22 protein-coding genes are annotated in these 24370 nt (G+C 61.7%); 17 read left to right on the plus strand and 5 right to left on the minus strand.

All coding sequences use genetic code 11. From position 1 onward, the window contains the following. Positions 1-66: 66 nt before the first annotated feature. From nagZ to ABGM93_RS04305, 11 genes are all read left to right on the plus strand, one after another. Positions 67-1086, plus strand: a complete 1020-nt coding sequence (gene nagZ / locus ABGM93_RS04255) for a beta-N-acetylhexosaminidase (RefSeq protein ID WP_321503809.1) — start codon at positions 67-69, stop codon at positions 1084-1086. Positions 1087-1125: 39 nt separating this feature from the next. Further along, positions 1126-1986, plus strand: coding sequence for a ScpA family protein (locus tag ABGM93_RS04260; RefSeq protein WP_321503811.1), 861 nt, complete (start codon positions 1126-1128; stop codon positions 1984-1986). Between the two features lie 85 nt (positions 1987-2071). Continuing rightward, positions 2072-2728, plus strand: coding sequence for an SMC-Scp complex subunit ScpB (gene scpB / locus ABGM93_RS04265; RefSeq protein WP_321505732.1), 657 nt, complete (start codon positions 2072-2074; stop codon positions 2726-2728). After that, a complete protein-coding gene (locus tag ABGM93_RS04270) occupies positions 2709-3917 on the plus strand; it encodes an ABC transporter ATP-binding protein (RefSeq protein ID WP_321503813.1) in 1209 nt (402 codons plus the stop codon). Before scpB ends, ABGM93_RS04270 begins: the two co-directional genes overlap by 20 nt. A 161-nt stretch (positions 3918-4078) precedes the next feature. Continuing rightward, positions 4079-4309 carry a twin-arginine translocase TatA/TatE family subunit gene (locus ABGM93_RS04275; protein ID WP_319773652.1) on the plus strand — a complete coding sequence of 77 codons (231 nt, stop codon included), beginning with the start codon at positions 4079-4081 and terminating at the stop codon, positions 4307-4309. A gap of 149 nt (positions 4310-4458) precedes the next feature. Next, positions 4459-5205, plus strand: a complete 747-nt coding sequence (gene tatB / locus ABGM93_RS04280) for a Sec-independent protein translocase protein TatB (RefSeq protein ID WP_321503815.1) — start codon at positions 4459-4461, stop codon at positions 5203-5205. After that, positions 5202-5999: a twin-arginine translocase subunit TatC gene (tatC, locus tag ABGM93_RS04285; RefSeq protein WP_321503817.1), complete on the plus strand. Its 798-nt coding sequence runs from the start codon at positions 5202-5204 to the stop codon at positions 5997-5999. Before tatB ends, tatC begins: the two co-directional genes overlap by 4 nt. Before the next feature lie 67 nt (positions 6000-6066). Then, positions 6067-7347 carry a serine--tRNA ligase gene (gene serS / locus ABGM93_RS04290; RefSeq protein ID WP_321503819.1) on the plus strand — a complete coding sequence of 427 codons (1281 nt, stop codon included), beginning with the start codon at positions 6067-6069 and terminating at the stop codon, positions 7345-7347. Positions 7348-7366: 19 nt separating this feature from the next. After that, positions 7367-8125, plus strand: a complete 759-nt coding sequence (gene surE, locus ABGM93_RS04295) for a 5'/3'-nucleotidase SurE (protein WP_321503821.1) — start codon at positions 7367-7369, stop codon at positions 8123-8125. A gap of 113 nt (positions 8126-8238) precedes the next feature. After that, complete coding sequence (locus ABGM93_RS04300; RefSeq protein WP_321503822.1) at positions 8239-8910, plus strand: protein-L-isoaspartate(D-aspartate) O-methyltransferase; 672 nt, start codon at positions 8239-8241, stop codon at positions 8908-8910. 178 nt (positions 8911-9088) lie between these two features. After that, complete coding sequence (locus tag ABGM93_RS04305; protein WP_321503824.1) at positions 9089-10432, plus strand: peptidoglycan DD-metalloendopeptidase family protein; 1344 nt, start codon at positions 9089-9091, stop codon at positions 10430-10432. 95 nt (positions 10433-10527) lie between these two features. Here the strand turns inward: ABGM93_RS04305 and ABGM93_RS04310 are convergent, their stop codons facing one another. Then, positions 10528-11409, minus strand: a complete 882-nt coding sequence (locus ABGM93_RS04310; RefSeq protein ID WP_321503826.1) for an ATP-binding protein — start codon at positions 11407-11409, stop codon at positions 10528-10530. A gap of 327 nt (positions 11410-11736) precedes the next feature. On the opposite strand from ABGM93_RS04310, the gene yajC reads away from it, so the two are divergent. From yajC to ABGM93_RS04335, 5 genes are all read left to right on the plus strand, one after another. Next, on the plus strand, positions 11737-12072 hold the full coding sequence (yajC, locus tag ABGM93_RS04315) for a preprotein translocase subunit YajC (protein WP_321503828.1): 336 nt from the start codon (positions 11737-11739) through the stop codon (positions 12070-12072). A 57-nt stretch (positions 12073-12129) separates the two neighbouring features. Next, positions 12130-13746 (plus strand): protein translocase subunit SecD, encoded by a 1617-nt coding sequence (secD, locus tag ABGM93_RS04320; protein ID WP_321503830.1) that lies wholly within the window; start codon positions 12130-12132, stop codon positions 13744-13746. A 21-nt stretch (positions 13747-13767) separates the two neighbouring features. After that, a complete protein-coding gene (gene secF, locus ABGM93_RS04325; protein WP_321503831.1) occupies positions 13768-14703 on the plus strand; it encodes a protein translocase subunit SecF in 936 nt (311 codons plus the stop codon). 7 nt (positions 14704-14710) lie between these two features. Continuing rightward, entirely contained in the window at positions 14711-15133 is a 423-nt protein-coding gene (locus ABGM93_RS04330) for an Mth938-like domain-containing protein (RefSeq protein WP_321503834.1), read from the plus strand. A gap of 76 nt (positions 15134-15209) precedes the next feature. After that, positions 15210-16067 carry a phytoene/squalene synthase family protein gene (locus tag ABGM93_RS04335; RefSeq protein ID WP_321503836.1) on the plus strand — a complete coding sequence of 286 codons (858 nt, stop codon included), beginning with the start codon at positions 15210-15212 and terminating at the stop codon, positions 16065-16067. A gap of 82 nt (positions 16068-16149) precedes the next feature. Here ABGM93_RS04335 and trmFO read toward each other — a convergent pair whose 3' ends face one another. Beyond that, the gene (gene trmFO, locus ABGM93_RS04340) at positions 16150-17553 is read right to left on the minus strand and encodes a methylenetetrahydrofolate--tRNA-(uracil(54)-C(5))-methyltransferase (FADH(2)-oxidizing) TrmFO (protein ID WP_321503838.1); all 1404 of its coding nucleotides are present in this window, start codon (positions 17551-17553) and stop codon (positions 16150-16152) included. A gap of 248 nt (positions 17554-17801) precedes the next feature. Between trmFO and ABGM93_RS04345 the strand changes: the two genes are divergently transcribed. Then, positions 17802-18413: a hypothetical protein gene (locus ABGM93_RS04345; RefSeq protein WP_321503840.1), complete on the plus strand. Its 612-nt coding sequence runs from the start codon at positions 17802-17804 to the stop codon at positions 18411-18413. A 175-nt stretch (positions 18414-18588) separates the two neighbouring features. Here ABGM93_RS04345 and ABGM93_RS04350 read toward each other — a convergent pair whose 3' ends face one another. From ABGM93_RS04350 to uvrA, 3 genes are all read right to left on the minus strand, one after another. Beyond that, positions 18589-18738 (minus strand): DUF1127 domain-containing protein, encoded by a 150-nt coding sequence (locus ABGM93_RS04350; protein WP_319773679.1) that lies wholly within the window; start codon positions 18736-18738, stop codon positions 18589-18591. A 1732-nt stretch (positions 18739-20470) separates the two neighbouring features. After that, positions 20471-20620, minus strand: coding sequence for a DUF1127 domain-containing protein (locus ABGM93_RS04355; RefSeq protein ID WP_321503842.1), 150 nt, complete (start codon positions 20618-20620; stop codon positions 20471-20473). A gap of 347 nt (positions 20621-20967) precedes the next feature. Next, positions 20968-23904, minus strand: a complete 2937-nt coding sequence (gene uvrA / locus ABGM93_RS04360) for an excinuclease ABC subunit UvrA (RefSeq protein WP_321503843.1) — start codon at positions 23902-23904, stop codon at positions 20968-20970. Between the last annotated feature and the right edge of the window lie 466 nt (positions 23905-24370).

Here is a 24370-nt window from a genome sequence, read left to right on the forward strand (position 1 = left end):
TGTCTATTGGAACGCGTGGAGTGGCCCTCCTTGAGGGTCGGATTCCCGGTCAAGGGCGGGAAATAGATGACCAAGGCATTCATTGCGGGCTGCGAAGGCTTGCGTCTCACCGGCGACGAGCGCGCCTTTTTTGCGGCCGAACGCCCCTGGGGGCTGATCCTCTTTGCCCGCAATGTCGCCGATCCTGCGCAGGTTGCGGACCTCGTGGCGGAATTTCGAAGCGTCGTGGGGGAGCCGGATGCGCCGGTTCTGATCGATCAGGAAGGGGGACGGGTTCAGCGTCTGCGCCCGCCCCATTGGCCGATCTATCCGCCGGGTCGTGCCTATGGTCGGATATTCGAGCGCGATCATGCGGCGGGCATGCGGGCCACCTGGCTTGGCGCGCGACTGATCGCGCACGATCTTCATCGTCTCGGCATAACGGTCGATTGTCTGCCCTTGCTCGACGTGCCCGCGCCGGAAGGCCACGATATCATCGGGGATCGCGCCTACGCGACGGATGCGGACACGATCTGCACCCTTGCGGGCTTGGCTGCTGAGGGGTTGGCCGCGGGCGGCGTCCTTGCGATCGCCAAGCATATTCCCGGTCACGGACGCGCGGCTGCCGACAGTCATCTGGAATTGCCTGTGGTCACCGCGCCTGCCGATGATCTTCGCAATATCGATTTTGCGCCGTTCCAGCGTTTGGCCGACCTGCCACTCGCCATGACGGCACATGTGGTCTACACCGCGTTCGATGCAGACAATCCTGCAACGACCTCGGTGGCTGTCATTGAAGACGTCATCCGCCGAGAGATCGGCTTTCAGGGCTGCCTGATGAGCGATGACCTCTCCATGAAGGCGCTCAAGGGTGGTTTGGGCGATCGGGCGACCGCGGCTTTCGCCGCAGGCTGCGATCTGGCCTTGCATTGCAACGGCGATCTGGTCGAGATGAGGGAGGTCGCTGCAAATACGCCTGAGCTTGCCGGGCGCTCTGGCGAGCGGGCCCAGGCGGCACTTGCGGTCAGGCGCGAGCCGGAAAGCCTCGACGAGGCGGCCGCGCGCGAAGAATTTGCGATGCTGCTGAGTGCGGCTGCGGACGCATAGGCGAACTGGCGGATTGCGGAACGGGTTGAGGCAAGAGCGATGTCGGGCGAAGAGCCTTTCGAGCTGCCCCTGCATGAAATCCGGCAACCGGAAGGGCCGGCATTGCTGGTCGACGTGGATGGCTATGAAGGTCCGCTCGACCTGTTGCTGACGCTCGCGCGTAACCAGAAGGTCGATCTCGCCCGCATCTCCATTCTGGCGCTGGCGGAGCAGTATCTGGCCTTCGTCAACGAGGCGCGCAAACTGCGCCTGGAACTCGCCGCCGACTATCTGGTCATGGCGGCCTGGCTCGCCTATCTGAAATCGCGCCTCCTTCTGCCGGAGCAGAAGGACGATGACGAGCCGTCGGGCGAGGAACTGGCGGCTGCGCTTGCCTTCCGCCTGCGTCGGCTTGAGGCGATGCGAGAAGCGGCGGCCCGGCTGTTGAACCGTAATCGGCTTGGGCGCGATGTCTTTGCGCGCGGCGCGCCGGAAGCCGTTTCCGTGGTGCGCAAGAGCGAGTGGGACGCCACGATCTTCGATTTGCTGATGGCCTATGCCTCGCAACGCCAGCGCAATTCGGTGACCTCCGTTTCCGTCGGTCGACGTACGGTCTGGTCACTGGCCGATGCGCGCACCATTCTGACGCGCCTGGTGGGCGGTGTTGCCGAATGGGCCCCGATTGACAGCTACCTGCTCAGCTACATCACGAAGCCGGAAGAACGTGCGACGGTGCTGGCCAGCGCCTTTTCCGCCAGTCTGGAGCTGGTGCGCGAAGGCAAGATCGAGTTGCGCCAATCGGCAACGTTCTCTCCGCTTTACATCCGCTGGCGTAATGACGCCGGCGTGACAAGTGAACCGGAACCGGAACGCGCGCCCGAAGCCGACAACGGCATGGAAGACGACGATGAGCGAGATTGACGATCACGACGAGGAAGACCGCAGCGAGCGCCCGGCCGGTAATGTGACGAGCCTGGCCTCTGCGTCGCATCGCTACGAATTGCGCATGGTGGAGGCCCTGCTGTTCGCGAGCGCGGACCCGCTGGGGGTAGAGGAACTCGCCGCGCAGCTGCCGCAGGGGCTGGATATCGCTGCGCTGATCTCGGAATTGCAGCAGGCCTATGCCGGACGAGGCGTCAATCTGGTCAGTGTTGCCGGAAAATGGGCCTTCCGAACGGCGGACGATCTCGCCTTTCTGCTGCGCCGGGAGGCGAATGAGCAGAAAAAACTCTCGCGCGCGGCTCTGGAAACGCTGGCCATCATCGCCTATCACCAGCCGGTGACGCGGGCGGAGATCGAGGAGGTTCGTGGCGTGTCCACATCCAAGGGTACGCTGGATGTGCTGTTGGAGACCGGCTGGATCCGCATGCGTGGGCGCAGGCGCACACCCGGCAGGCCCGTGACCTACGGCACGACGGAAGGCTTCCTCGACCATTTCGGGCTCGACGAAGTGCGCGATCTGCCGGGACTTGAGGAATTGCGCGGGGCCGGGCTTCTCGACAGCGCCGTGCCTATTGATTTTCTCGTTCCGGCCCCAAATGACAGCGAAGACCTTCGCGACGACGAAGATCCGCTGGAGACAGGCGACATGTTCGCCGATCTGGAAGAAGAGTACGCTGGCGGAGACCGCGTACGGGACGAGGATGACACTGCTGAGCGCTGAGAAAAACAAGAATGCACAGGCCGTGAGGCAGGGTGAGCCGGATAGTGTTCAGGTCGGGGGATCTGTTGGCGACACGAAGGCTGCGCGCGACAGCTGGGGTGTGCGTGGCACCGCAGGCGCCACGATTGCCGCCCGGCTGGTGTTCGAATCGGTGTCCCACGCCTATGACGGCGTGTCCTCCGTGCGCGACGTGTCGCTGACGGTCGAGCCTGGTGAGGTTCTCTGCCTTCTCGGCCATTCGGGCTGCGGAAAGACGACACTGTTGCGCATTGCGGCGGGCGTCGAACGGCAACGGTTCGGGCGGGTGCTGATAAACGATCGCGAGATCGCCGGGCCATCCACCTTTCTGCCGCCGGAACAACGCGGCATCGGCCTGATGTTCCAGGACTATGCGCTGTTTCCGCATCTTTCCATTCTGGACAACGTACGGTTTGGGCTGACGGCGCTGCCGGCGGGCGAGGCGGAGCGCGAGGCGCTGCACGCGCTGGATCGGGTTGGCCTCAAGAGCTATGCGCGCGACTATCCCCACGCGCTTTCCGGTGGCGAGCAGCAGCGCGTGGCTCTGGCCAGGGCAATCGCGCCGCGTCCCTCCGTTCTCCTGATGGACGAGCCCTTTTCAGGGCTCGACAGACGCATGCGTGACAGTGTGCGTGACGAGACCATGGCGGTTCTGCGCGAGACGCGGGCCACGTGCATCATGGTCACCCATGATCCTGAGGAGGCGCTGCGCATGGGCGACCGCATCGCCCTCATGCGTCGCGGAAAGCTCGTCCAGCTGGGCACACCCGATGCGCTCTACAACAAACCGGTCGATATCTTCGCCGCGCGGTTCTTCTCCGAGCTGAACGAACTTGAGGGGCAGGTCCTTGATGGCAAGGTTTCAACCCCGCTCGGGGCGTTTCCAGCCGATGGCGTGAAGGACGGACAGCCCGTCAACCTTTGCATCCGCCCGCAATCGGTGCGGATCGCGTCGGCAGGGACAGGTGTCGCCGGACGGATCGTCGGACGGTGTTTTCTCGGTGAAGTCGATCATCTGGATGTGGCCGTGGACGGTCTTTCCCAGCCTCTCAAGGCCCGCGTGCGGGCGGGGCAGGGCTTCAAGGTGGGGCTGGATGTCACGGTGGCGGTGGAGCCAAACGATGTTCTCCTCTTCGAGGCAGGTCTGCCATCGAACGAAGGGTCTGCGTGATCGTGAAATGTGACAGTCGGAGCCCGATGGCTCCGATGCCCGACTTTAGTTTCCCGGAGCAAAATCGGTTGCGGTCTTTGACCTGACGTCTTAAGTGCTTTGGGAGTATCGGCGGCGGTCTTCGGGGGAAGCCGAACCGCCCGACCAGCGGGAGTTGTAAGATGGGTTTGAGTGTCTGGCAGATTCTGATCATCGCCGTGGTTGCGATTCTTCTGTTCGGCCGGGGTCGTATCTCCGATCTGATGGGAGACGTGGCGAAGGGGATCAAGAGCTTCAAGAAGGGCATGGCTGAAGACGACGACGCTCCGGCCGATGGCAAGACCATCGACCACCAGACGTCGGAAACCGTCTCGCCGCAGACCAGCGAAGACAAGACCAAGACCTCGAGCTAAGGCTCGAGCGCCTCGGGTGATGCGGGGGCAACTCCGCCAAGCCGAGCCGTGTGCCCTGATCTGACTGGAGTGGGCCCACCCCGGGCAGCGCCGGCCAAAGCGACCGGGGGGCGTGTGTTGTGACCGGGATCCGGCAGGAATAACCGTCTATGTTCGATATCGGCTGGACTGAGCTTGTGATCGTCGGCGGCATCGCGATCATCGTCGTGGGCCCCAAGGACCTCCCGCGCATGTTGCGCACGTTTGGTCAAACCGTCGGCAAGATCCGACGAATGGCCAATGAATTCCAATCCACCTTCAACGACGCCTTGAAAGAGGCCGAGAAGCAGGCCGACATCGCGGATATGCGCAAGAGCGTCGAATCGTTGAACAACCTCGACCCGCTCGGCGATATCAAAAAGTCGTTCGAACCGGTGAAGAAGGCCGGTGACGATCTGGCCAAGGACATCAACCAGCGCATCGACACCAGTGAGACGGCGCCCGCTGGCGAGGCAATGCCTGGGACCGCGGGTGCGCCTGCTTCTGCTGCGCAGGCGGAGACGAAACCCGGGGAAGCCGGTCCCGTTGCCGCTTCGGCCGCCCAGTCTGCCGCGGAAACACCGTCTGCCGCGGAAACACCGGCTGCCGTCCCTCCTGCGCCCAAGCCGAAGACGCCCCCCAAAAAACCGGCGGCGAAAGCCGCGAGCGCCAAAACTGCCGCGTCCAAGACGACGGCGAGGTCGTCCGCCAAGGCTTCGACCGCGAAAACCGCTGCGAAGCCGAAGGTCGCTGCGTCCAAGAGCGCAAGCAAGCCTGCGGCCGCGTCGAAGAAGGCTGCCACAGGCACCAAGACCAAGGCCCCCGCGAGCGCCAAGCCTGCCGCCGGAAAGGCCACTGACGCCGGAGCGAAATCATGAACCAGGAAGACTTGGACGAGATCGAGGCTTCCAAGGCGCCTCTCATCGAGCATTTGATCGAGCTGCGTTCGCGACTGATCAAGTCGGTTGTCGCGATCCTGATCTGCTTCATCATCTGCATCTATTTTGCGTCGGATATCTTCAATATCCTGATCCGGCCCTATGAGTGGGCCGCCGGGCCGCAGCATCCGCTGGAGCTGATCTATACCGCGCCACAGGAATATTTCTTCACGCAGCTGAAGCTTGCCCTGTTCGGGGCGATGTTCCTGGCGTTTCCGGTGATCGCCTCGCAGGTCTACATGTTTGTCGCCCCCGGGCTCTACAAGAACGAGCGCGGCGCGTTCCTGCCTTATCTGATCGCCACGCCGGTTCTGTTCGCGATCGGGGCCTGTCTGGTCTATTTTCTCGTCATGCCGATGGCGATGACCTTCTTCCTGTCGATGGAGCAGATGGGAGGGGGCGGAAAGGCGGCGATCAAGCATCTGCCGAAGGTCAGCGAATATCTGGGGCTTATCATGGTCCTGATTTTTGCCTTCGGCTTCGTCTTCCAGCTGCCGGTGGTGCTGACACTTCTGGCACGCGTTGATCTGGTCAGCGCGCAGACGCTGCGGGAAAAACGCAAATGGGCGGTGGTGCTGACCTTCATCATGGCCGCCGTGCTGACGCCGCCCGATCCGATCAGCCAGATCGGCCTTGCGGTACCGACACTGCTCCTCTACGAGTTTTCCATCCTCGCCGTTCGCGCAGTCGAACGCCGTCGCGAGGAAGCCCGAGCGGAGCGCGACGCGGCCTGAGGTCAATCGCGCGCCCCGCGTTGCGCGAGCCTTTTCGCGCGCCTGAACTACAAACCGGAACTGACCGATGCTCGATATCAAGTGGATTCGCGCCAACCCCGATGCGTTCGATCGTGCGCTCAAGACCCGGGGCGTCGAGCCCGCGGCGGCAAGGCTGATCGAACTCGACGATGCGCGCCGTGCGCATGTCGCCCGTCTGCAGGAAGCGCAGGAACGCCGTAACTCCGCCTCCAAGGAGATCGGCAAGGCCAAGGCGTCGGGAGATGAGGAAAAAGCCAAGGCGCTCATCGACGAAATCGCCGAACTCAAGGCCTTTGTGCAAGGCGGCGAGGAAGAGGAGCGTCGGCTCGACGGCGCGTTGCGCGCGGCGCTTGAGGTCATTCCGAACCTGCCTCTGGAAGAGGTGCCGGTCGGTGCGGACGAGTCCGACAATGTCGTGCATCATTTCCATGGCGAGAAGCCGAGCTTCGATTTCGAGCCGAAGGAGCATTTCGATATCGAGGGCCTGAAGGCTGGCTTCGATTTCGATCGTGCCGGCAAGATCGCAGGCGCGCGCTTTGCCATTTTGCGCGGCGAGCTTGCCGCGCTGGAGCGCGCGCTCGGCCAGTTCATGGTGAACCTCCAGACCACCGAGAACGGATACGAGGAGGTCTCTCCGCCGCTTCTGGTGCGCGACGAGCCGCTCTATGGCACCGCGCAGCTGCCGAAATTCGCCGAGGATCTCTTTCACACCACCGATGGGCGCTGGTTGATCCCGACGGCGGAGGTGCCGCTGACCAATCTGGTGCGCGAGGAGATCCTGGACGAGGCCGATCTGCCGATGCGGGTGACGGGCCTGACCTATTGCTTCCGTTCCGAGGCAGGGGCTGCGGGACGTGATGTGCGCGGCATCCTGCGCCAGCATCAGTTCCAGAAATGCGAGCTTGTCTCCATCACGCGCCCTGAGGATTCTCTTGACGAGCTTGAGCGGATGCTCGGCTGCGCGGAAGAGGTTCTGAAGCGGCTCGGCCTGCATTATCGCGTCGTGACGCTTTGCACGGGGGATATGGGCTTCGGTGCGCGCAAGACCTACGATATCGAGGTCTGGCTGCCGGGGCAGCAGACCTATCGCGAAATCTCTTCCTGCTCTGTCTGCGGTGATTTCCAGGCGCGGCGCATGAATGCGCGCTACCGTCCGGCAGGCGAGAAGGGCGTCCAGTTCGTTCACACGCTGAATGGCTCCGGCCTGGCTGTTGGCCGTGCTTTGATCGCGGTGGTCGAAAACTATCAGAATGCCGATGGGTCTGTGACCATTCCGCCGGTGCTGCGCCCGCTCATGGGTGGCCGTGAGGTGATCGGCAAGCTGTAAGCGGAGAAAGGCGATCAATATGCGCATCCTGGTCACGAATGATGACGGTATCCACGCCCCGGGGCTGAAGGCGGCCGAGGCGGTTGCCCGTGAGCTTTCCGATCAGGTGTGGGTGGTTGCGCCGGAAACCGATCAGAGCGGCGTTGCGCATGCCCTGTCGCTGAACGATCCCATGCGCATGCGCGAGCTTGGCAACAACAGGTTCGCCGTGCGCGGAACGCCGACCGATTGCGTGATCATGGGCGTGAAATACATCATGTCCGAGAAGCCTGATCTGGTGATTTCCGGCGTCAATCGTGGGCACAATATTGCCGATGATGTGACCTATTCGGGAACGGTTGCAGGCGCCATGGAAGGCACCCTTCTGGGGATTCGCTCCATTGCCCTGTCTCAGACCTTCGGCATCGAGACCAGCGACCGGGTACCGTTTGAGGTGACCGAAGAGCTTGCGCCGGACCTCATCCGCAAGATCCTTGCAAAGCCAGGTCCGCAAGGCACACTCTACAATATCAATTTTCCCGATTGTCCTGTCGATCAGGTCAAGGGCACGGAAGTGACAGTGCAGGGGCGGCGCAACGCGGAACAGTTGCGCGTGGAGCCGCGCGCAGATGGTCGGGGCATTCCCTATTACTGGCTGGCCTTCAATCGTACGCGCTCCGATCCCGCCCCGGGAACGGATCTTCACGCGATCTACAATGGCAAGATTTCCGTGACCCCGCTGCGTCTGGACCTCACGGATCATGCAAGTCTGAGCGATCTGGCCGATTCTCTTGCATAATGGGTGAAGCCCGCTGGCCGGGGCTACCGCGCAACCCGATCGCGCATCGGTTCCGGCCCTGCGGATACTGACCATGACTGTCTGTGACGGGCGGTCCATAACGGGCGCTGTGCATGAGCGAGAGCGAAGACGACGGGCCGAATCCGGCAGCCAATGAACGCGAAGCGTGTCTGGGGCTCATTCTGGAGCTGCGCTCGCGCGGGATCCGGGATACCCGCTTCATGAGCGCCATAGAGCGCGTTCCGCGTCGCTTGTTTCTGTCGGCGCGCCAGCATGCTCTCGCCTATGTCGACACCCAGCTCCCGATTGAATGCGGGCAGACAACACCCGCTCCCTCCGATATGGCGCGCATGATCGAGGCGCTTCAGTTGCTGCCCGAGCATCGCGTTTTGCATGTGGGGACGGGCTCCGGCTATCAGGCGGCCATTCTCGGGCACATGGCGCGCGAGGTCGTCACGATTGAGCGTTACCGAACATTGGTGGATCTGGCCCAGCAACGCATCGTGACGCTGAAGCTTGCCAATGTGGAGGTGAAACACGCTGATGGGCTGGCGGGGTTCGAGGAGAAGGTTGAGGCCTTCGATCGCATTCTGCTTTCCGGCTCCGTGGCAACCGTGCCCCGCAAGCTTCTCGATCTTCTGAGCGAGGAGGGGGCTTTGATCGCTCCGGTGGGGCCCGCAGGCCAGGAACAGCGTCTCATCCGCTTTACCCGTGATGGCAAGCAGGCGGATCTGGGCGCGGTGCGGCTCGTGCCCTTGTCGGAAGGCGTTGCCACGCGTCTTTGAGTCTTTTCGATATTTTTAGCGGGTGCACCCAGCGTCGGATGGCGGCTGCACGCCGATTATGCTTGAGCGTTCGTCATTATGCTGTGCCGAATTGGGGCGCGCTTAAGTGTTTATCAACGTTACCGCGTTTAACTCTGATCATAGTGAATATTCGCCGAGTTCCTGATCGAGTTGAGCCATGTCCGCGAAAAGATTGCAGTTTGGATCCCATTTGCTGACCCGCGTCGCCGGTGTTGCGCTCCTGGCCGGTCTTGCAGCCGGTTGCAGCGGGACCATGGAACGTTTCGGCGAGCCGATTTATACGGGTGGCACCGCCAACCAACGCTCCATTCTCGGTGGGTCGCAGAGCCAGCCGTCTTATGATGAAATCGCCGGAAACGGCCCCGTGTCTGCGCCGCAGAGGCAGCGACAGGCAGCCGTGACGTCGAACGCCCTTCCGCCGGTCTCCTCCGCTCCGGCCCGCGCCCCGCAATCCAGTGCGCCGCTCTACACTGCTTCCATTCCAAACGGTCAGCGGGTCTCCCAGCCGGCTCAGCCGCCGATGCCCGGTCCGATCGCGACATCGGCGCGCGTGAGCAGGGGGAGTGATTACAAGGGCTGGACCGCCACCGGTGGAACCGTGGTGACGCTTGGCCATGGGGAGACACTTGACCTTGTGGCGCGCCGGTATGGCGTTCCTGCCGATGCGATCGCTTCGGTGAACGGTATTGACGACCCGTCGCGTTTGCGTCCGGGGTCGCAGATCGTCATCCCGACCTATGTCTACAATGGAAGCAACAACCGGAGCACGGCGCCCCGCACGGCAGAAGCACCGAAGGTGCGCGCTGAACCTGTGCGTGTCGCCTCCACCTCCAATGCGGTTCCCAGTGCCAAGCCGGGTCATGTCTCTTCACGCACAAAGCCGCAGCGCGTCGCGTCTGTTTCGCAGCCTGTTTCCCGTCTGGTGGCGTCGGATGTGAAACCGAAGAGCAAGCCCGCCCAAGCCAAGCGCAGCACACCGCGTGCGAGTGTTGCGCGGCTGGAAGAGCGCCCGTCTTCGTCCAAGCCCGAAGTCAAGCGTGAAGTCGCCCCGAGTGCACCGATCACCACGGCCTCCGTGCGCGCCGAAGACACGCCGGCTCAGGTGGTGGATGACGGCAACAACCGGTTCCGCTGGCCGGTGCGTGGTCGCATCATTTCCAGCTTCGGCTCCAAGCCGGGCGGCACCCGCAATGACGGCGTCAATCTGGCTGTGCCGGAGGGAACCGCCGTGCGGGCGGTTGAAAGCGGAACGGTCATCTATTCCGGCAACGAGCTGAAGGGATACGGCAATCTGGTGCTGATCCGTCATGAGGACGGCTGGGTTTCCGCCTATGCGCACAATTCCTCGCTGGATGTGAAGCGCGGCGATACGGTGCGCCGCGGCGACGTGGTTGCCAAGGCCGGGTCCACCGGTACTGTCAACCAGCCGCAGCTTCATTTCGAGCTGCGCCGGGGCAACAAGCCGGTCGATCCGATGCTCTACCTGCCGAAAAATTCCTGACAGGCGATCGACCGTCAGACCGAAAAAGAAAGGCTCTCCCCGTGCCACGGGGAGAGCCTTTTCGCATTCAGTTCGGGGCGTTGAAGATTTGGGGGTCAGTCGAGCGCGACACCCTTGCGACCGGCGAGATCCTGAATGTACTGCCAGGCCACACGGCCAGAACGCGCGCCGCGGGTGCGCGACCATTCCAGCGCCTCGCTCTCCATGGTCTGCGGATCGATCTCGATGCCATAGTGGCTGACATAGCCCTGAACCATCTCGACATATTCTTCCTGGCTGCACTTGTGGAAGCCGATCCACAGCCCGAAGCGGTCGGAAAGGGAGACCTTTTCTTCCACCGCCTCACCGGGATTGATGGCGGTTGCCCGCTCGTTTTCCATCATGTCACGCGGTAGCAGGTGACGGCGGTTCGATGTGGCGTAAAAAAGAACGTTCGCAGGCCGTCCCTCGATGCCGCCTTCCAGGACGGCCTTGAGCGACTTGTAGGAGGCGTCGTCACCGTCGAAGGAAAGATCGTCGCAAAAGATGATGAAGCGATAGGGCGCGGGCCGAAGGATGTTCATCAGCGAGGGAAGGCTTTCGATATCCTCGCGATGGATCTCGATCAGCTTGAGGGGCAACTTGCCCTCCTTGGCGAGCATGTCGTTGACATGGGCATGGGATGCCTTGACCAGCGAGGACTTGCCCATGCCGCGCGTACCCCACAACAGGGCGTTGTTGGCCGGCAGTCCGCGGGCGAAGCGTTCGGTATTCGCCAGGAGTGTGTCCCGCATCCGACCCACAGCCTGAAGAAGCGTCATAGCAACACGGTTCACGTGGGTGACCGATTCGAGATGGCGCTCGGCTGCAACCCAGATGAAGGCATCCGCAGAATCGAAATCGGGCGCGATAGGCTCTGCAGGGACGACACGGGCGATGAGCGCGATCAGGTTGTCGAGTTTTTCCCCCAGCATTGCGATTTCAGATTTCTCTGCCATGACGTGAACACGAAGCTCCTTTTGTTGGCGGCACGCGGCCTGCCTATTTGCTGTGCCCCTGCGGCACCGTCTCGTGAGGTGGCGGGACTTGGCGGGCGTATCATGGGCGGGCAGAGGGCAAAAGGTCATCTGGTGCGAAAGCGGTACGGGTTGGGCGGCATTGCCTGCATTGATGATTGCTTCCCCGGTTCGCTTGCAAAGCTGCCGCACCCGGTTATATTCCGCGCGACTTGTGTTTCCCCTGATGGCTAACCATGTCATACGCCACCACTTGCATGCGCCTCGGCGCCGCCAGGGGACCGAAGAGAAACGCTTAAGGAGAGGCCCATGTTCATTACCCCGGCCTATGCTCAGACCGCCGGTAGCAGCGGTGTGAATGAGATGATGCTCAACATCCTGCCGTTCGTCCTGATTTTCGCGGTCATGTATTTCATGATCATTCGCCCGCAGCGCCAGCGGGTGAAGCAGCATCAGGAAATGGTCAACGCCCTGCGCCGTGGCGACGTCGTGGTGACCACGGGTGGTATCGTCGGCAAGGTCGTCAAGGTTCTGGACGACGCCGAAGCCCAGATTGAAATCGCTGACGGTGTGAAAGTCCGCATCGTGCGCGCGATGATCTCGGACGTCCGGTCGAAGGGTGAACCCGCCAAGGAAAACGGGTAATCACACGACAAGCAACGCCGTCCGGTCCGCCGGACGGTACAGCACAGGCGCCCCAAGATGCTTTATTTCGCTCGCTGGAAAACGGTACTGATCCTGCTGACCATCCTGGTCGGCATATTGTTCTCGATTCCAAACTTTTTTACTCGCGAACAAGTCGCGTCATGGCCTTCCTGGATGCCCGGTCGCCAGCTGGTGCTGGGTCTGGATCTGCAGGGTGGCGCCTATTTGCTCTATGAGGTCGATCGCGCCTCCTATCAGCAGAAGCGTCTGCAGTCGCTTGTGGGCGACATTCGCAACGCACTGCGCCAGAGCGAACCGCGCATCGGCTATACGGGCCTCGGCATCAAGGACAACTCCGCCGTGGAGCTGCGGCTGCGGGATACCGCCCGCGTTGCCGACGCGCGCGAGCGGTTGAAGGAGCTGGTCAATCCGCTGGACGCGAGCCTGTTCGCGGGCGCCCAGATCAACGAATTCCAGTATACCGTTTCCGATGATGGTCTGATCCGCTTCAGTTTCACCGAAGACGGGCTGGCCCAGCGCATTCGCTCCGTCGTGGATCAGTCCATCGAGGTGATCCGTCGCCGCGTCGATCAGCTCGGCACGACCGAACCTTCCATTCAGCGTCAGGGCGAAGACCGCATCCTCGTGGAGGCCCCCGGCCTCAGCGATCCGGAACGCCTGAAGGCGATGGTCGGACAGACCGCGCAGATGACGTTCCATCTTGTGGACGTGAATTCCTCGCCACAACAGGCAATCCAGAGCCGCCCGCCCGCAGGCGACCTTCTGGTCTATTCCACCGACGACCCGCCGGTGCCCTACCTGATCGAGGAAACCCCGCTTCTGACGGGTGACGACCTCACCGATGCGCAGGCGGGTTTCGACCAGCGCAGCAATCAGCCGATCGTGAACTTCCGCTTCAACACCTCCGGTGCACGCAAGTTTGCGCGGATCACGCAAGCCAATGTCGGGCGTCCTTTCGCCATCGTGCTCGACAATGAGGTGATCACCGCCCCGCGCATCAACGAGCCGATCCTTGGCGGTGCAGGTCAGATCTCGGGCAACTTCTCGGTTGAATCCGCCAATGATCTTGCGATCCTGCTGCGTGCGGGCGCTCTGCCGGCGCGGTTGACGATCATTGAAGAGCGTACGGTTGGTCCTGGCCTTGGTGCAGACAGCATCGAGGCGGGCAAGATCGCCTCCGTGATCGGCATCAGCGCGGTCGCGGTCTTCATGATCGCCTGTTACGGCCTGTTCGGCATCCTGTCCTGCGTGGCGTTGTTTGCGAATATGGCGCTGATCTTCGGTGCGCTGTCGTTCCTCGGTGCCACGCTGACGCTGCCGGGTATCGCCGGTATCGTGCTGACCGTTGGCATGGCCGTGGATGCGAACGTGCTGATCTTTGAGCGTATCCGTGAAGAAGTGCGTGCCGGACGTTCTGCGGTTTCCGCACTTGATGCAGGGTTCTCGCGGGCTCTGGGTACCATTCTTGATGCCAACATCACCACGCTGATCGCTGCCGTCATCCTGTTCTATCTGGGGTCCGGTCCGATCCGCGGCTTTGCGGTGACGCTGGCCATCGGCATCATCACCACCGTGTTCTCGGCCTTCACCTTCACCCGGTTCCTTGTCGCCATGTGGCTGCGGAATCGCCGCCCGTCGCGACTGCCGATCTGAGCGAACCGGAAGGGATTAGAAATGCGTCTACTCAGGTTAGTTCCGGAGAACACCAACTTCGGGTTCATGAAGAACCGGTACATCAGCTTCACGCTGTCCGGTACGCTCATCATCGTGTCGATCGTTCTGTTCCTGTCGATGGGCCTGAATTACGGCATCGACTTCAAGGGCGGCACGGTCATCGAAATCGAGACCAAGGACGGTCCCGCCAATATCGGCGACATCCGTGCAGAGCTGTCGGAATTGCGGCTGGGCGATGTGCAGGTGCAGGAGTTCGGCGCGCCGAATGACGTGCTCATCCGCATCGAGCGCCAGCAGGGCGGGGAATCCGCTCAGCAGCGTGCGATCGCCCTGGTGCGCGACACGTTCGGGGATTCGGTGATCTTCCGCCGGGTTGAAGTTGTGGGACCGCGTGTTTCCGGCGAACTCGCTCAGGCGGGTACTCTGGCGGTTCTGGCGTCGCTTTTTGCGGTGCTGGTCTATATCTGGTTCCGCTTCGAATGGCAGTTCGCCGTGGGAGCGGTCGCTGCGACAGTGCATGACGTGATCATCACCATCGGCATGTTCTCGGTGCTGCGTCTCGATTTCACGCTGTCGAGCATCGCGGCGATCCTCACCATCGTGGGCTATTCGCTCAACGATACGGTGGTGGTCTATGACCGGATCCGTGAAGACCTGCGCAAATACAAGAAGAAGCCGTTGCTGGAGCTGCTCGACAGTTCCATCAACCAGACCCTGAGCCGTACGACCATGACGTCGTTCTCCACGCTTCTTGCGTTGGGATCACTCTATGTGTTTGGCGGCGAGGTCATTCGCTCCTTCACCTTTGCCATGATCTGGGGCATCGGCGTCGGCACCTATTCGTCCATCTTCGTGGCGGCGCCGATCCTGAACTTCCTCAATCTGCGCAATGACAAGAGCAAGTCCGGCGATCAGGAGCAGGCAACTCCGGCCTGAGGCTCTCATGGCGCGTCGTCCGTCGGGTATCCTTCCGGTTAAAGCTCAGGGCCTCGTTATTCGCGAGGCCCATTTCCCCGGTCGCGCGCCAATAGACGCCTATGGTGATGGCGGCTTCCGCTTTGCGGACATGTCGCATCGCGGATCGCTGCTGGTACTGCCAAGCGGCATTCATGGCTGGGACCCGAGCAGGCCCGGCGATCTGACCATGCAGGCCTTTGCGCCCGTCTTCGAGCAATCGCGCGAAATCGAGATCCTGCTGATTGGTACCGGAAACGAACTTGTGCGCATCGACGAGGGGCTGAGGCAGAAGTTTCGCGAACACGGGATCATGGCCGATTCCATGGCGACGGGCGCCGCCGTGCGCACGCTCAACGTGCTTCTGGCGGAAAATCGCGCCGTGGCGGCAGCGTTGATCGCCGTCGAATAGAAAATAACGCAAATATCTCTAAATTCGCATTGCGGCAGGCTGGCAGCCTTTGCGCGGAGGCCTATCTTTTCCTGCAATGACCGACACAGACGCCTATTGTCAGACACTCGTACGCGACCTGGACAGGGATCGTTATCTCGCAACGCTGTTCGCACCCGCGGATAAGCGCCCAGGCCTGTTTGGGCTCTATGCCTTCAATGCGGAAGTCGCGAGCGTTCGCGACAAGGTCTCGGATGCCTTGCCCGGTGAAGTGCGGTTGCAATGGTGGCGCGATGTGCTGGACGGGGGCGCCTATGGGGATGTGGGCGGGCATCCGGTCGCGGCCGCGCTGCTTGAGACCATCGAGAGTTACAATCTCCCACGCGAGCCATTCCACAACCTCCTGGAGGCCCGGATTTTCGATCTCTATGAAGATCCCATGCCGACGCTGGCCGATCTGGAAGGCTATGCAGGGGAGACGTCATCGGTCCCGATGCAACTCGCCTCCATGATCCTGAGTGGGGATCCCGCGCATGCGCTGTGTGAAGCTTCCGGCCACGGGGGCGTGGCCTATGCGCTGACCGGGTTGATGCGGTCCTTGCCGTGGCATGCCCGTCGCCATCAGATGTATCTGCCCGCCGATATGCTGGATGCCTTCGGGGTCGATCCGAACGATGTCTTTTGCGGGCGGACAACGCCTGCCTTGAAGGCCTGTCTCGCCGAGCTTCGGCTCATCACGCGCAAGCATCTTGCCAAGACCCAGGCCTCGATCCGAAGTCTGGGACAGGGGTGTGGCCCGGCCATGCTGCCGGTGGCCCTTGTGGCCGGCTATCTGGCGCGAATGGATCACCCTGATTATGACCCGCTTCACACGGCGGTGGAGATCCCCCAGTGGCGGCGGCAATGGACGCTGTGGCGGGCTTGCCGCCAGGCCAACAAGTGCAAGGCCTGCTGAGTCAAAACAAAACGCGCGCCGGGCAAGGGCGCGCGTTTTTCGCGTTTCAGGCATACGAAGCGAAGCTTGGCGTAGCCCCGGCCTAGTCGGCGGCGGGAATACCGCTTCCCTCCAGCCAGGTGTCGAAATCGGCCATGGCACGGGATGTCAGGGCGCGTTTCTTGGCCTTGGCCTTGTCCGGACCGCGCATGCGCTTGCCGTCTTCGCTCTTCTTGGAAAACTCCACCGGCGGGAACAGGCCGAAATTCACGTTCATCGGCTGGAAAGAGCGCTTGCCCGTTTCCTCGCCTTCCAGATGGCCGACGGTGATGTGGTTGAGCAGAGCGCCCATGGCCGTTGTAACCGGCGGCTGCGGCATGTCTTTTCCCAGACGCTCCGCTGCGGCGAAGCGGCCCGCCATACAGCCGACGGAGGCCGATTCCACATATCCCTCGCAGCCGGTGATCTGACCCGCGAAACGAAGGCGATCCTGGGCCTTCAGGCGCAGGGTGCCGTCCAGAAGCTTGGGGGAGTTCAGGAAGGTGTTGCGATGCAGGCCGCCCAGACGGGCAAACTGGGCGTTTTCCAGCCCCGGAATCATGCGGAAGATCTCCGACTGAACCCCGTATTTTAGCTTCGTCTGGAAACCGACCATGTTGTAGAGCGTGCCAAGCGCGTTGTCCTGACGGAGCTGGACAACCGCATAGGCCTTTTCGTCGGGCTTGTGCGCATTCGTCAGGCCCATGGGCTTCATCGGTCCGTGGCGCAGGGTTTCCCGTCCGCGCTCAGCCATGACCTCAATGGGCAGGCAACCGTCGAAATAGGGGGTCTTTTCCCATTCCTTGAACTCGGTCTTTTCGCCTGCGATCAGCGCATCGATGAAGGCTTCATACTGGTCACGGTTCATCGGGCAGTTGATGTAATCCGCGCCCGTGCCGCCCGGCCCCACCTTGTCGTAGCGCGACTGGAACCAGGCAATGTCCATGTCGATGCTGTCGAAGTGGACGATGGGCGCGATGGCGTCGAAGAAGGCGAGCGCGTCCTCGTCGGTGATTGAGAGGACTGCCTCGCTCAACGCAGGCGAGGTGAGCGGGCCGGTCGCGATGATCACGCTGTCCCAGTCGGCGGGCGGAAGGGCTGCGATTTCCTCGCGCTGGATCGTGATCAGCGGATGCGCTTCGAGCGCTGCGGTTACGGCGGCGGAAAACCCGTGTCGATCGACGGCCAGTGCCCCGCCTGCGGGCACCTGATTGGCATCCGCGCATTTCATGATCAGGGAGCCCGCGCGGCGCAGTTCCGCATGCAGCAGCCCCACAGCGTTCAGCTCCGCGTCATCGGAGCGGAAGGAGTTGGAGCAGACCAGCTCCGCCAGTCCTTCGCTCACATGGGCCTCGGTGCCGCGATGGGGGCGCATTTCGTGCAGGATGACGGGCACGCCGGCTTGCGCGGCCTGCCATGCGGCTTCAGAACCGGCAAGGCCACCGCCGATGACATGAATCGGGTTCATGGACTAATAAATCCCGCTGTTGAGTGAACCGTGTCGACGAGCCGGGCTCGGGGCTCGCATGATGCGGGGCCTCCGATGCGTGTGGAGGCAGCCCGAGTGCAACGTCGTTGCGGTGCTGATACCGTGTCGGCTTGGCAGGCGCAACGTTTGAGCGTAACTCTGCGCGACGCGAAAACGACAGGATTAGCGAAGAGACAATGATTGGCACGGCGAACAGGCACAAAGCCCCCGAACACCGACGCCTTGGCATGTCGCGATATGTCTTCTGGTGGGGGCTCTTGGGCCTGCTGGCCGGCTGTGCCGGCCAGGCGCTTGACGCCCCCTCCACATGGTATAGCCGGCACAATGCGGTGAAGCCGAGGGGCGACCGGATCGTCATCTGTCACGGTTTCGGGTGCAATCTGCGTACGCCGGTCGATTTCTCCGCCAAAGACCTCGCGCGACTGCAGGAGATCATCGCTTCGGGCGATGCGTCGCCGGCTGCGGAGCGCCAGGCGCTTGCCCGCGCCGTCCAATGGCAGGAACTGCGTGTTGCCCCCACTGTCGGCTCCGGCAACGACAAGGGCGGCTTCACCTTCGATTCCGGCGTCCCCGGCCAGATGGACTGCATCGACGAGGCGACCAATACGACGAGCCTCTTGCTGGTGGCCGAAAGACACGGCTTCCTGAAGCATCATGTGGTGCGCAGTCCGGTTGCGCGCGGGTTCTTTCTGGACGGCCGCTACCCGCATGCTACTGCGGTCGTTTCCGAAAAGAAGAGCAACGACGCATGGGCGATCGATTCCTGGACCCATGACAACGGCGTTTCGCCGGACGTGATGCCGCTCGACACGTGGTTCGCGCAATATGGCGGCAGCTGAGCCGGAGGCGCACGGCATCACCGTCCGAGGCCGATGCCGGAAACCCTACGTCAGAAACGAAAACGCCCACCGGGGGAGGGACCGGCGGGCGTGTATTCGGGCGGGGAAAGAGGGAACCAGAACCCCGCCTTCAACCTCGAAATTGGGAGGGAAAATTTCGAGGTAAAACGGTAACTTAGTTCACCGAGCGGCGGGCGACGAATTCGATGTCGCCGCGGCCGATGCCGAGGTCATGCAGCTCGTGGTCGGACAGACGCGACAGTTCGGCAACCGTGCGGTGGTAGTTTTTCCAAGAGCGATACTTGCGTGTGAACGTGTTGAACATTGTCATCTCCATCGGGGCTCTGACCTTGGCAGCCCGCTTCGGATGTGTTTGCGCCGGGGCCTCGGTGATCTCTTATGGTGATTATCTAGGCGATTGGCATAGAATCAGGCAGTCACCTGCCTGCATAGCTGCCTTGCACTGGCGTATGAGCGATAATATCGCACCGTCGTTGCACGCTGTGCCCATTTTCTGTGCATGACGCTTTCCGAAGCTCCCTCTAGGGAAGCTGGCAAATACTGACAATGAAAACGTCTGTTCGCGGGGAAATATGCCAATACCGATGGGGCTGGTGAGGCGTCTGCGCGAAAAACGCTCTGCCTGAGGGGGCCTGTAGGTGGAAAATGGGGTGTCTCAAGACGCGCTCGAAAGCGAATATCGTGCCAGTTAACCTTTTGTTAGGTCGAAAAAAAACTGCGCGCGGACGTAAGAACAGGGGCTCTTTTGCGACGAAATTTTCGCCGGCCCAAGGCGCCCTGACGCTGCCGCCGGGAAAGACTGTCCTACGCAGGGGCAATTGGTGAGTCGTTTGCGGGCGCGTCGGGCTCGCTGCATTCTTTCTGACACTTGCCGTAGCGGAGAGAATGTCATCGGCTTTCCGATATCGGGGGTGGATTCCTCCAATCGGATCCGCTCTGCCTTGGCCTCTCGGGTGAGTGGTGTCGCCATGACCTTCTCGGCGCGGTGACACCTCCCCGAAAGCTGCTGAAGGCCGTTCTGCTACATGTGCCGGGCTTCCCGACGGCGCGCTTCTTCCTGTTGCGGGGTGTCGTTCTTCGGGCCTCCGAGCGCTTGTGACAGGTCGAAAGGCTGGTCCGCTAGCCGGTTGCCGGGTGATTCCCAATTGGGCCGCTCTATGCCTGGATGGTGTTGGCAAGCATGAGGAGCGATCACCCAGGTCTATGATACGGGGGAGTTGGCTTGCTGCCCCTCCGCTGCGTCCTCAGGGTGGCCAGGAAGCCTGTTCTGCGGTCTCTTTTCACGCCTCTTCGCCCCTATCGCCGCCATTCGTATTCCACTTGTGGGGCTGGGCGGGAAGTCGCCTGCTTATGTCAGCATCGACGCGCGCCTGTTTGCCCCCGACCGAAGTGTTCGGCGAGGTCTGGGCGGGTTTCGTGTTTTCTAACCGGATTGGCGCAGGCGAAAAAAAACGCTCGGCGGCGGGAGGAGGTGCCGACGAGCGTTCTTTTTCCTGAGGGCCTGGGAGGAGGTAGCCCTGTCGGAACGTCCAATTGGCCTGGGAGGAGGTAGCCGCATGGACGCAAACTGTTTGGAAAAATGCGCTCGCTGGTGGGAGGAGGTACCAGCGAGCGCTTTTTCCTGAGGGGCCTGGGAGGAGGTAGCCCCATCGGAACGTCCAATTGGCCTGGGAGGAGGTAGCCGCATGGACGCAAACTGTTTGGAAAAATGCGCTCGCTGGTGGGAGGAGGTACCAGCGAGCGCTTTTTCCTGAGGGGCCTGGGAGGAGGTGGCCCCATCGGAACGTCCATTAGGCCTGGGAGGAGGTGGCCACCTGGACGCAAACTCTGCTTCCCATTTGCCCCTGTCGCGGATGCGCGGCGATTTGGTCTGCCGTGCGCCTTGCGCCTGGGAAAGTCGCCCGCCGGTGGGAGGAGGTACCGGCGGGCGCCTTTTAATCTGCAAAGACCTGGGAGGAGGTAGTCCTTGCAGAACGTTCACTCGGCCTGGGAGGAGGTAGCCTCATGAACGCAAAACTCTTGAGTGCGCGCTTGGCTTAAACGGAAGCCCTGCGAGCGACGAACTCGATATCGGTGCGCCCGATACCCAGATCGTGAAGTTCGCGATTAGACAGCTTCGAAAGCTCGTCATAGGTCTCGCGATATTTCCGCCAGCTGCGGAAGCGATGTGAAAGCGTGGTGAGCATCTCAGGACCCCAAAGCTTCTGACCGGTTCGTCTACCGCGTTGTTGCGGTGCAGCGCGTTGTCGATGACCCTTACCTAAGCCAATCGAAGTTGCGTCGCGAGTGGGGTGGTCGCATAGCAGGTCTGCGTTTTGTGCAAAGCAACAAAATGACGCAGAGAAAAGGCACATTTCTGCCACTTATGCGCCGTTTTGCCCCTCCGTGTCATCACGTAGGTTTGCCGTGTTTTTGGGCAGGAAATGCCGCAAATATACAAGCATTTTAAATTGTGCAGCGCAAAATTTTTAGCCTGAAAACTCGCCCAAAATCGCAGGTTTCAGGGACATTGCGGCGCGGGTGCGCCGCAATGTCATTCGGCTGCCTCGTTTTTGCGCTTCGGTCGCCGTGTCAGAAGTTCTTTCAGGAACTGGCCGGTGTAGCTTTTTTCAACAGCGACAAGATCTTCGGGGCGTCCGCGTGCGACAATTTCGCCTCCACCGTCTCCCCCTTCCGGTCCAAGGTCCAAAACCCAGTCCGCCGTCTTGATGACTTCGAGGTTGTGCTCGATCACCACGACGGTATTTCCCTGCTCGACCAGTGAGTGAAGAACCTCCAGCAGCTTCGCCACGTCGTGGAAGTGCAGTCCTGTCGTTGGCTCGTCGAGAATATAAAGTGTGCGACCGGTCGCGCGTTTCGACAATTCCTTGGCGAGCTTCACGCGCTGCGCTTCGCCGCCCGACAGAGTCGTCGCCTGCTGACCCACCTTGATGTAATCCAGTCCCACCTCGCGCAGGGTGACCAGCTTGTCGCGGATGGAGGGGACGGCGGAGAAGAACTCCGCGCCTTCCTCAACCGTCATGTCGAGGACATCGGCGATGGACTTGCCCTTGAACTGCACTTCAAGCGTTTCGCGATTGTAGCGCTTGCCCTTGCACACATCACAGGTGACGTAGACATCCGGCAGGAAGTGCATCTCGATCTTGATGACGCCATCGCCCTGGCAGGCCTCGCAGCGCCCGCCCTTCACGTTGAACGAGAATCGTCCCGGCGCATAGCCGCGCGCCTTGGCTTCCGGCAGGCCTGCGAACCATTCGCGGATCGGCGTGAAGGCGCCGGTATATGTGGCCGGGTTTGAGCGCGGGGTTCGGCCGATCGGCGACTGGTCGATGTCGATGACCTTGTCGAGAAATTCCAGGCCTTCGAGGCGGTCATGTGGAGCGGGGTTGTCCCGTGCGCCGTTCAGCCTTCGGGCCACCGCCTTGTAGATTGTGTCGATGAGCAGCGTAGACTTGCCGCCGCCCGAAACACCCGTGATGCAAGTAAAGGTGCCGAGCGGAATTTCCGCGGTCACGTTCTTCAGGTTGTTGCCGTTGGCCCCCGTGACCTTCAGGCGCTTTGTCTTGGAGATCTTGCGTCGTTCTGCAGGAACCGGAACCTCCAGATCGCCGGACAGATAGCGTCCGGTGAGCGATTTCGGGCAGGCCAAGATATCGGCCGGGGTGCCGGCGGCGATGATTTCGCCGCCATGGACGCCCGCGCCGGGGCCGACGTCGATGACATGATCGGCGGTCAGGATCGCATCTTCATCGTGTTCGACAACGATCACCGTGTTGCCGAGATCGCGCAGGTGCTTCAGCGTTTCAAGAAGGCGGGCGTTGTCCCGCTGATGCAGGCCGATGGAGGGCTCGTCCAGTACGTAGAGAACGCCGGTCAGGCCGGAGCCGATTTGCGACGCCAGGCGAATGCGCTGGCTTTCGCCGCCCGACAGCGTGCCGGAGTTGCGCGAAAGCGTCAGGTATTCCAGCCCCACATCGTTGAGGAACTTCAGCCGCTCGCGAATCTCTTTGAGGATTCGCGGCGCGATCTCATTCTGTTTTGTGTTGAGCTGGCCGGGCAGGGCCTCGAACCACTCCGCAGCCTTGCGGATGGAAAGGGCCGTCACCTCGCCGATATGGCGGCCGCCGATTTTCACCGCCAGGGCCTCCGGCTTCAGCCGGTAACCGTTGCAGGCCTCGCAGGGCGTGTCGGACTGGTAGCGTGACAGCTCCTCCCGAACCCAGTTCGATTCCGTTTCCCGCCAGCGGCGCTCGATATTGCGCACCACGCCCTCAAACGGCTTTGTGGTGGAATAGCTGCGCGAGCCGTCATCATAGGTGAAGGTGATTTCCTCATCGCCGGAGCCATAGAGAATGACATCACGCACGCTTTCGGGAAGATCATCCCAGGCGTCGTTCATCGAGACGTCGAAGTGGCGGCATACCGCTTCCAGCGTCTGGGCGTAATAAGGAGAGGTGGCGCCGGTACGCGCCCAGGGGGCAACAGCGCCGCCGCGCAACGTCAGCGATCCGTCGGGTACGACAAGCGCCCCCTCGAAAGCGAGCATCGTGCCAAGGCCGTCGCAGCTTGGGCAGGCGCCGAAGGGGTTGTTGAACGAAAACAGGCGCGGCTCGATTTCGGAAATGGTGAAACCGGAGACCGGGCAGGCGAACTTTTCCGAAAAGACGATGCGCTGGTGGGTCTCGTTCTTGTTCTGAAGAACGGCGGAGGCATCGGCGGGATCATTGGGACGATCCGCGAACTCGACGATTGCGAGCCCGTCCGCCAGCTGAAGGGCCGTCTCGAAACTGTCCGCCAGCCGGTTGGCGATGTCCGCGCGCACCACAAGGCGATCGACGACCACGTCGATGTCGTGTTTCAGCTTCTTGTCGAGCGCAGGCGCTTCGGCGATCTCGTGGAATTCACCATCGATCTTGACCCGCTGGAAGCCCTTCTTCATCAGCTCCGCGAGTTCTTTGCGGTATTCGCCCTTGCGTCCCCGCACGATGGGGGCCAGCAGATAGAGCCGCGAGCCTTCTTCCAGCTCCAGCACGCGGTCGACCATCTGGCTGACCGTCTGGCTCTCGATCGGCAGGCCCGTTGCCGGCGAATAGGGAACGCCGACACGCGCGAAAAGAAGGCGCATGTAGTCGTAGATTTCGGTGACCGTGCCCACCGTGGAGCGCGGATTGCGCGAGGTGGTTTTCTGCTCGATCGAAATAGCCGGAGAAAGCCCGTCGATCTGATCGACGTCCGGCTTCTGCATCATCTCCAGAAACTGGCGCGCATAGGCGGACAGGCTTTCCACATAGCGGCGCTGTCCCTCGGCATAGATGGTGTCGAAGGCGAGAGAGGATTTGCCGGACCCGGACAGACCGGTCATCACCACCAGCTTGTCGCGCGGAATGTCGAGATCGACATTCTTCAGGTTGTGCTCGCGCGCACCGCGAATGGAGATGGAGCGGCTCGGCTCGGTTAACTGGTCCGGCATCAGGACGTCCTTCCGTGCGGCGTTCGTCCGACGCCGCATAGTTCATATCGAATATCGTTGGCAGCGCGCGCCCGTATGCTTGCGTTACGGGGCCGACCTTCCGGCGAGCGCGAATATCGTCTCAGCGCATAGATGCATCAAGTGGGAGATTTCGCGGAGCTTTCAACGGGGCGAACGCCATATTAATGCAGGAACAAAAGCGGAACAATGAAAAAGTCGCCAGGGTCGACCAATGCCAGATGTGCGGGAGGGGGCGTGAAGCCTTGGCAGGAGGCGCCCGCCCGGGGCATCGATCCATAACTGCGAATGGCATCTGCATCATGCGCGTTTTCAGCATCTTCGGTAACCCGCAACAGGGGGGCATGCGGCTTTCGCGAGGAGCGGCTTCACGCCGTCTGGGGAGGAAGGTGCAACCATGAATAATATTGCAAATAAAGCGTCCTAGGCTTTGTTTTTAAAGTCTTGA

The sequence above is a fragment of the Breoghania sp. genome (genome assembly GCF_963674635.1).
Taxonomy (GTDB): domain Bacteria; phylum Pseudomonadota; class Alphaproteobacteria; order Rhizobiales; family Stappiaceae; genus Breoghania.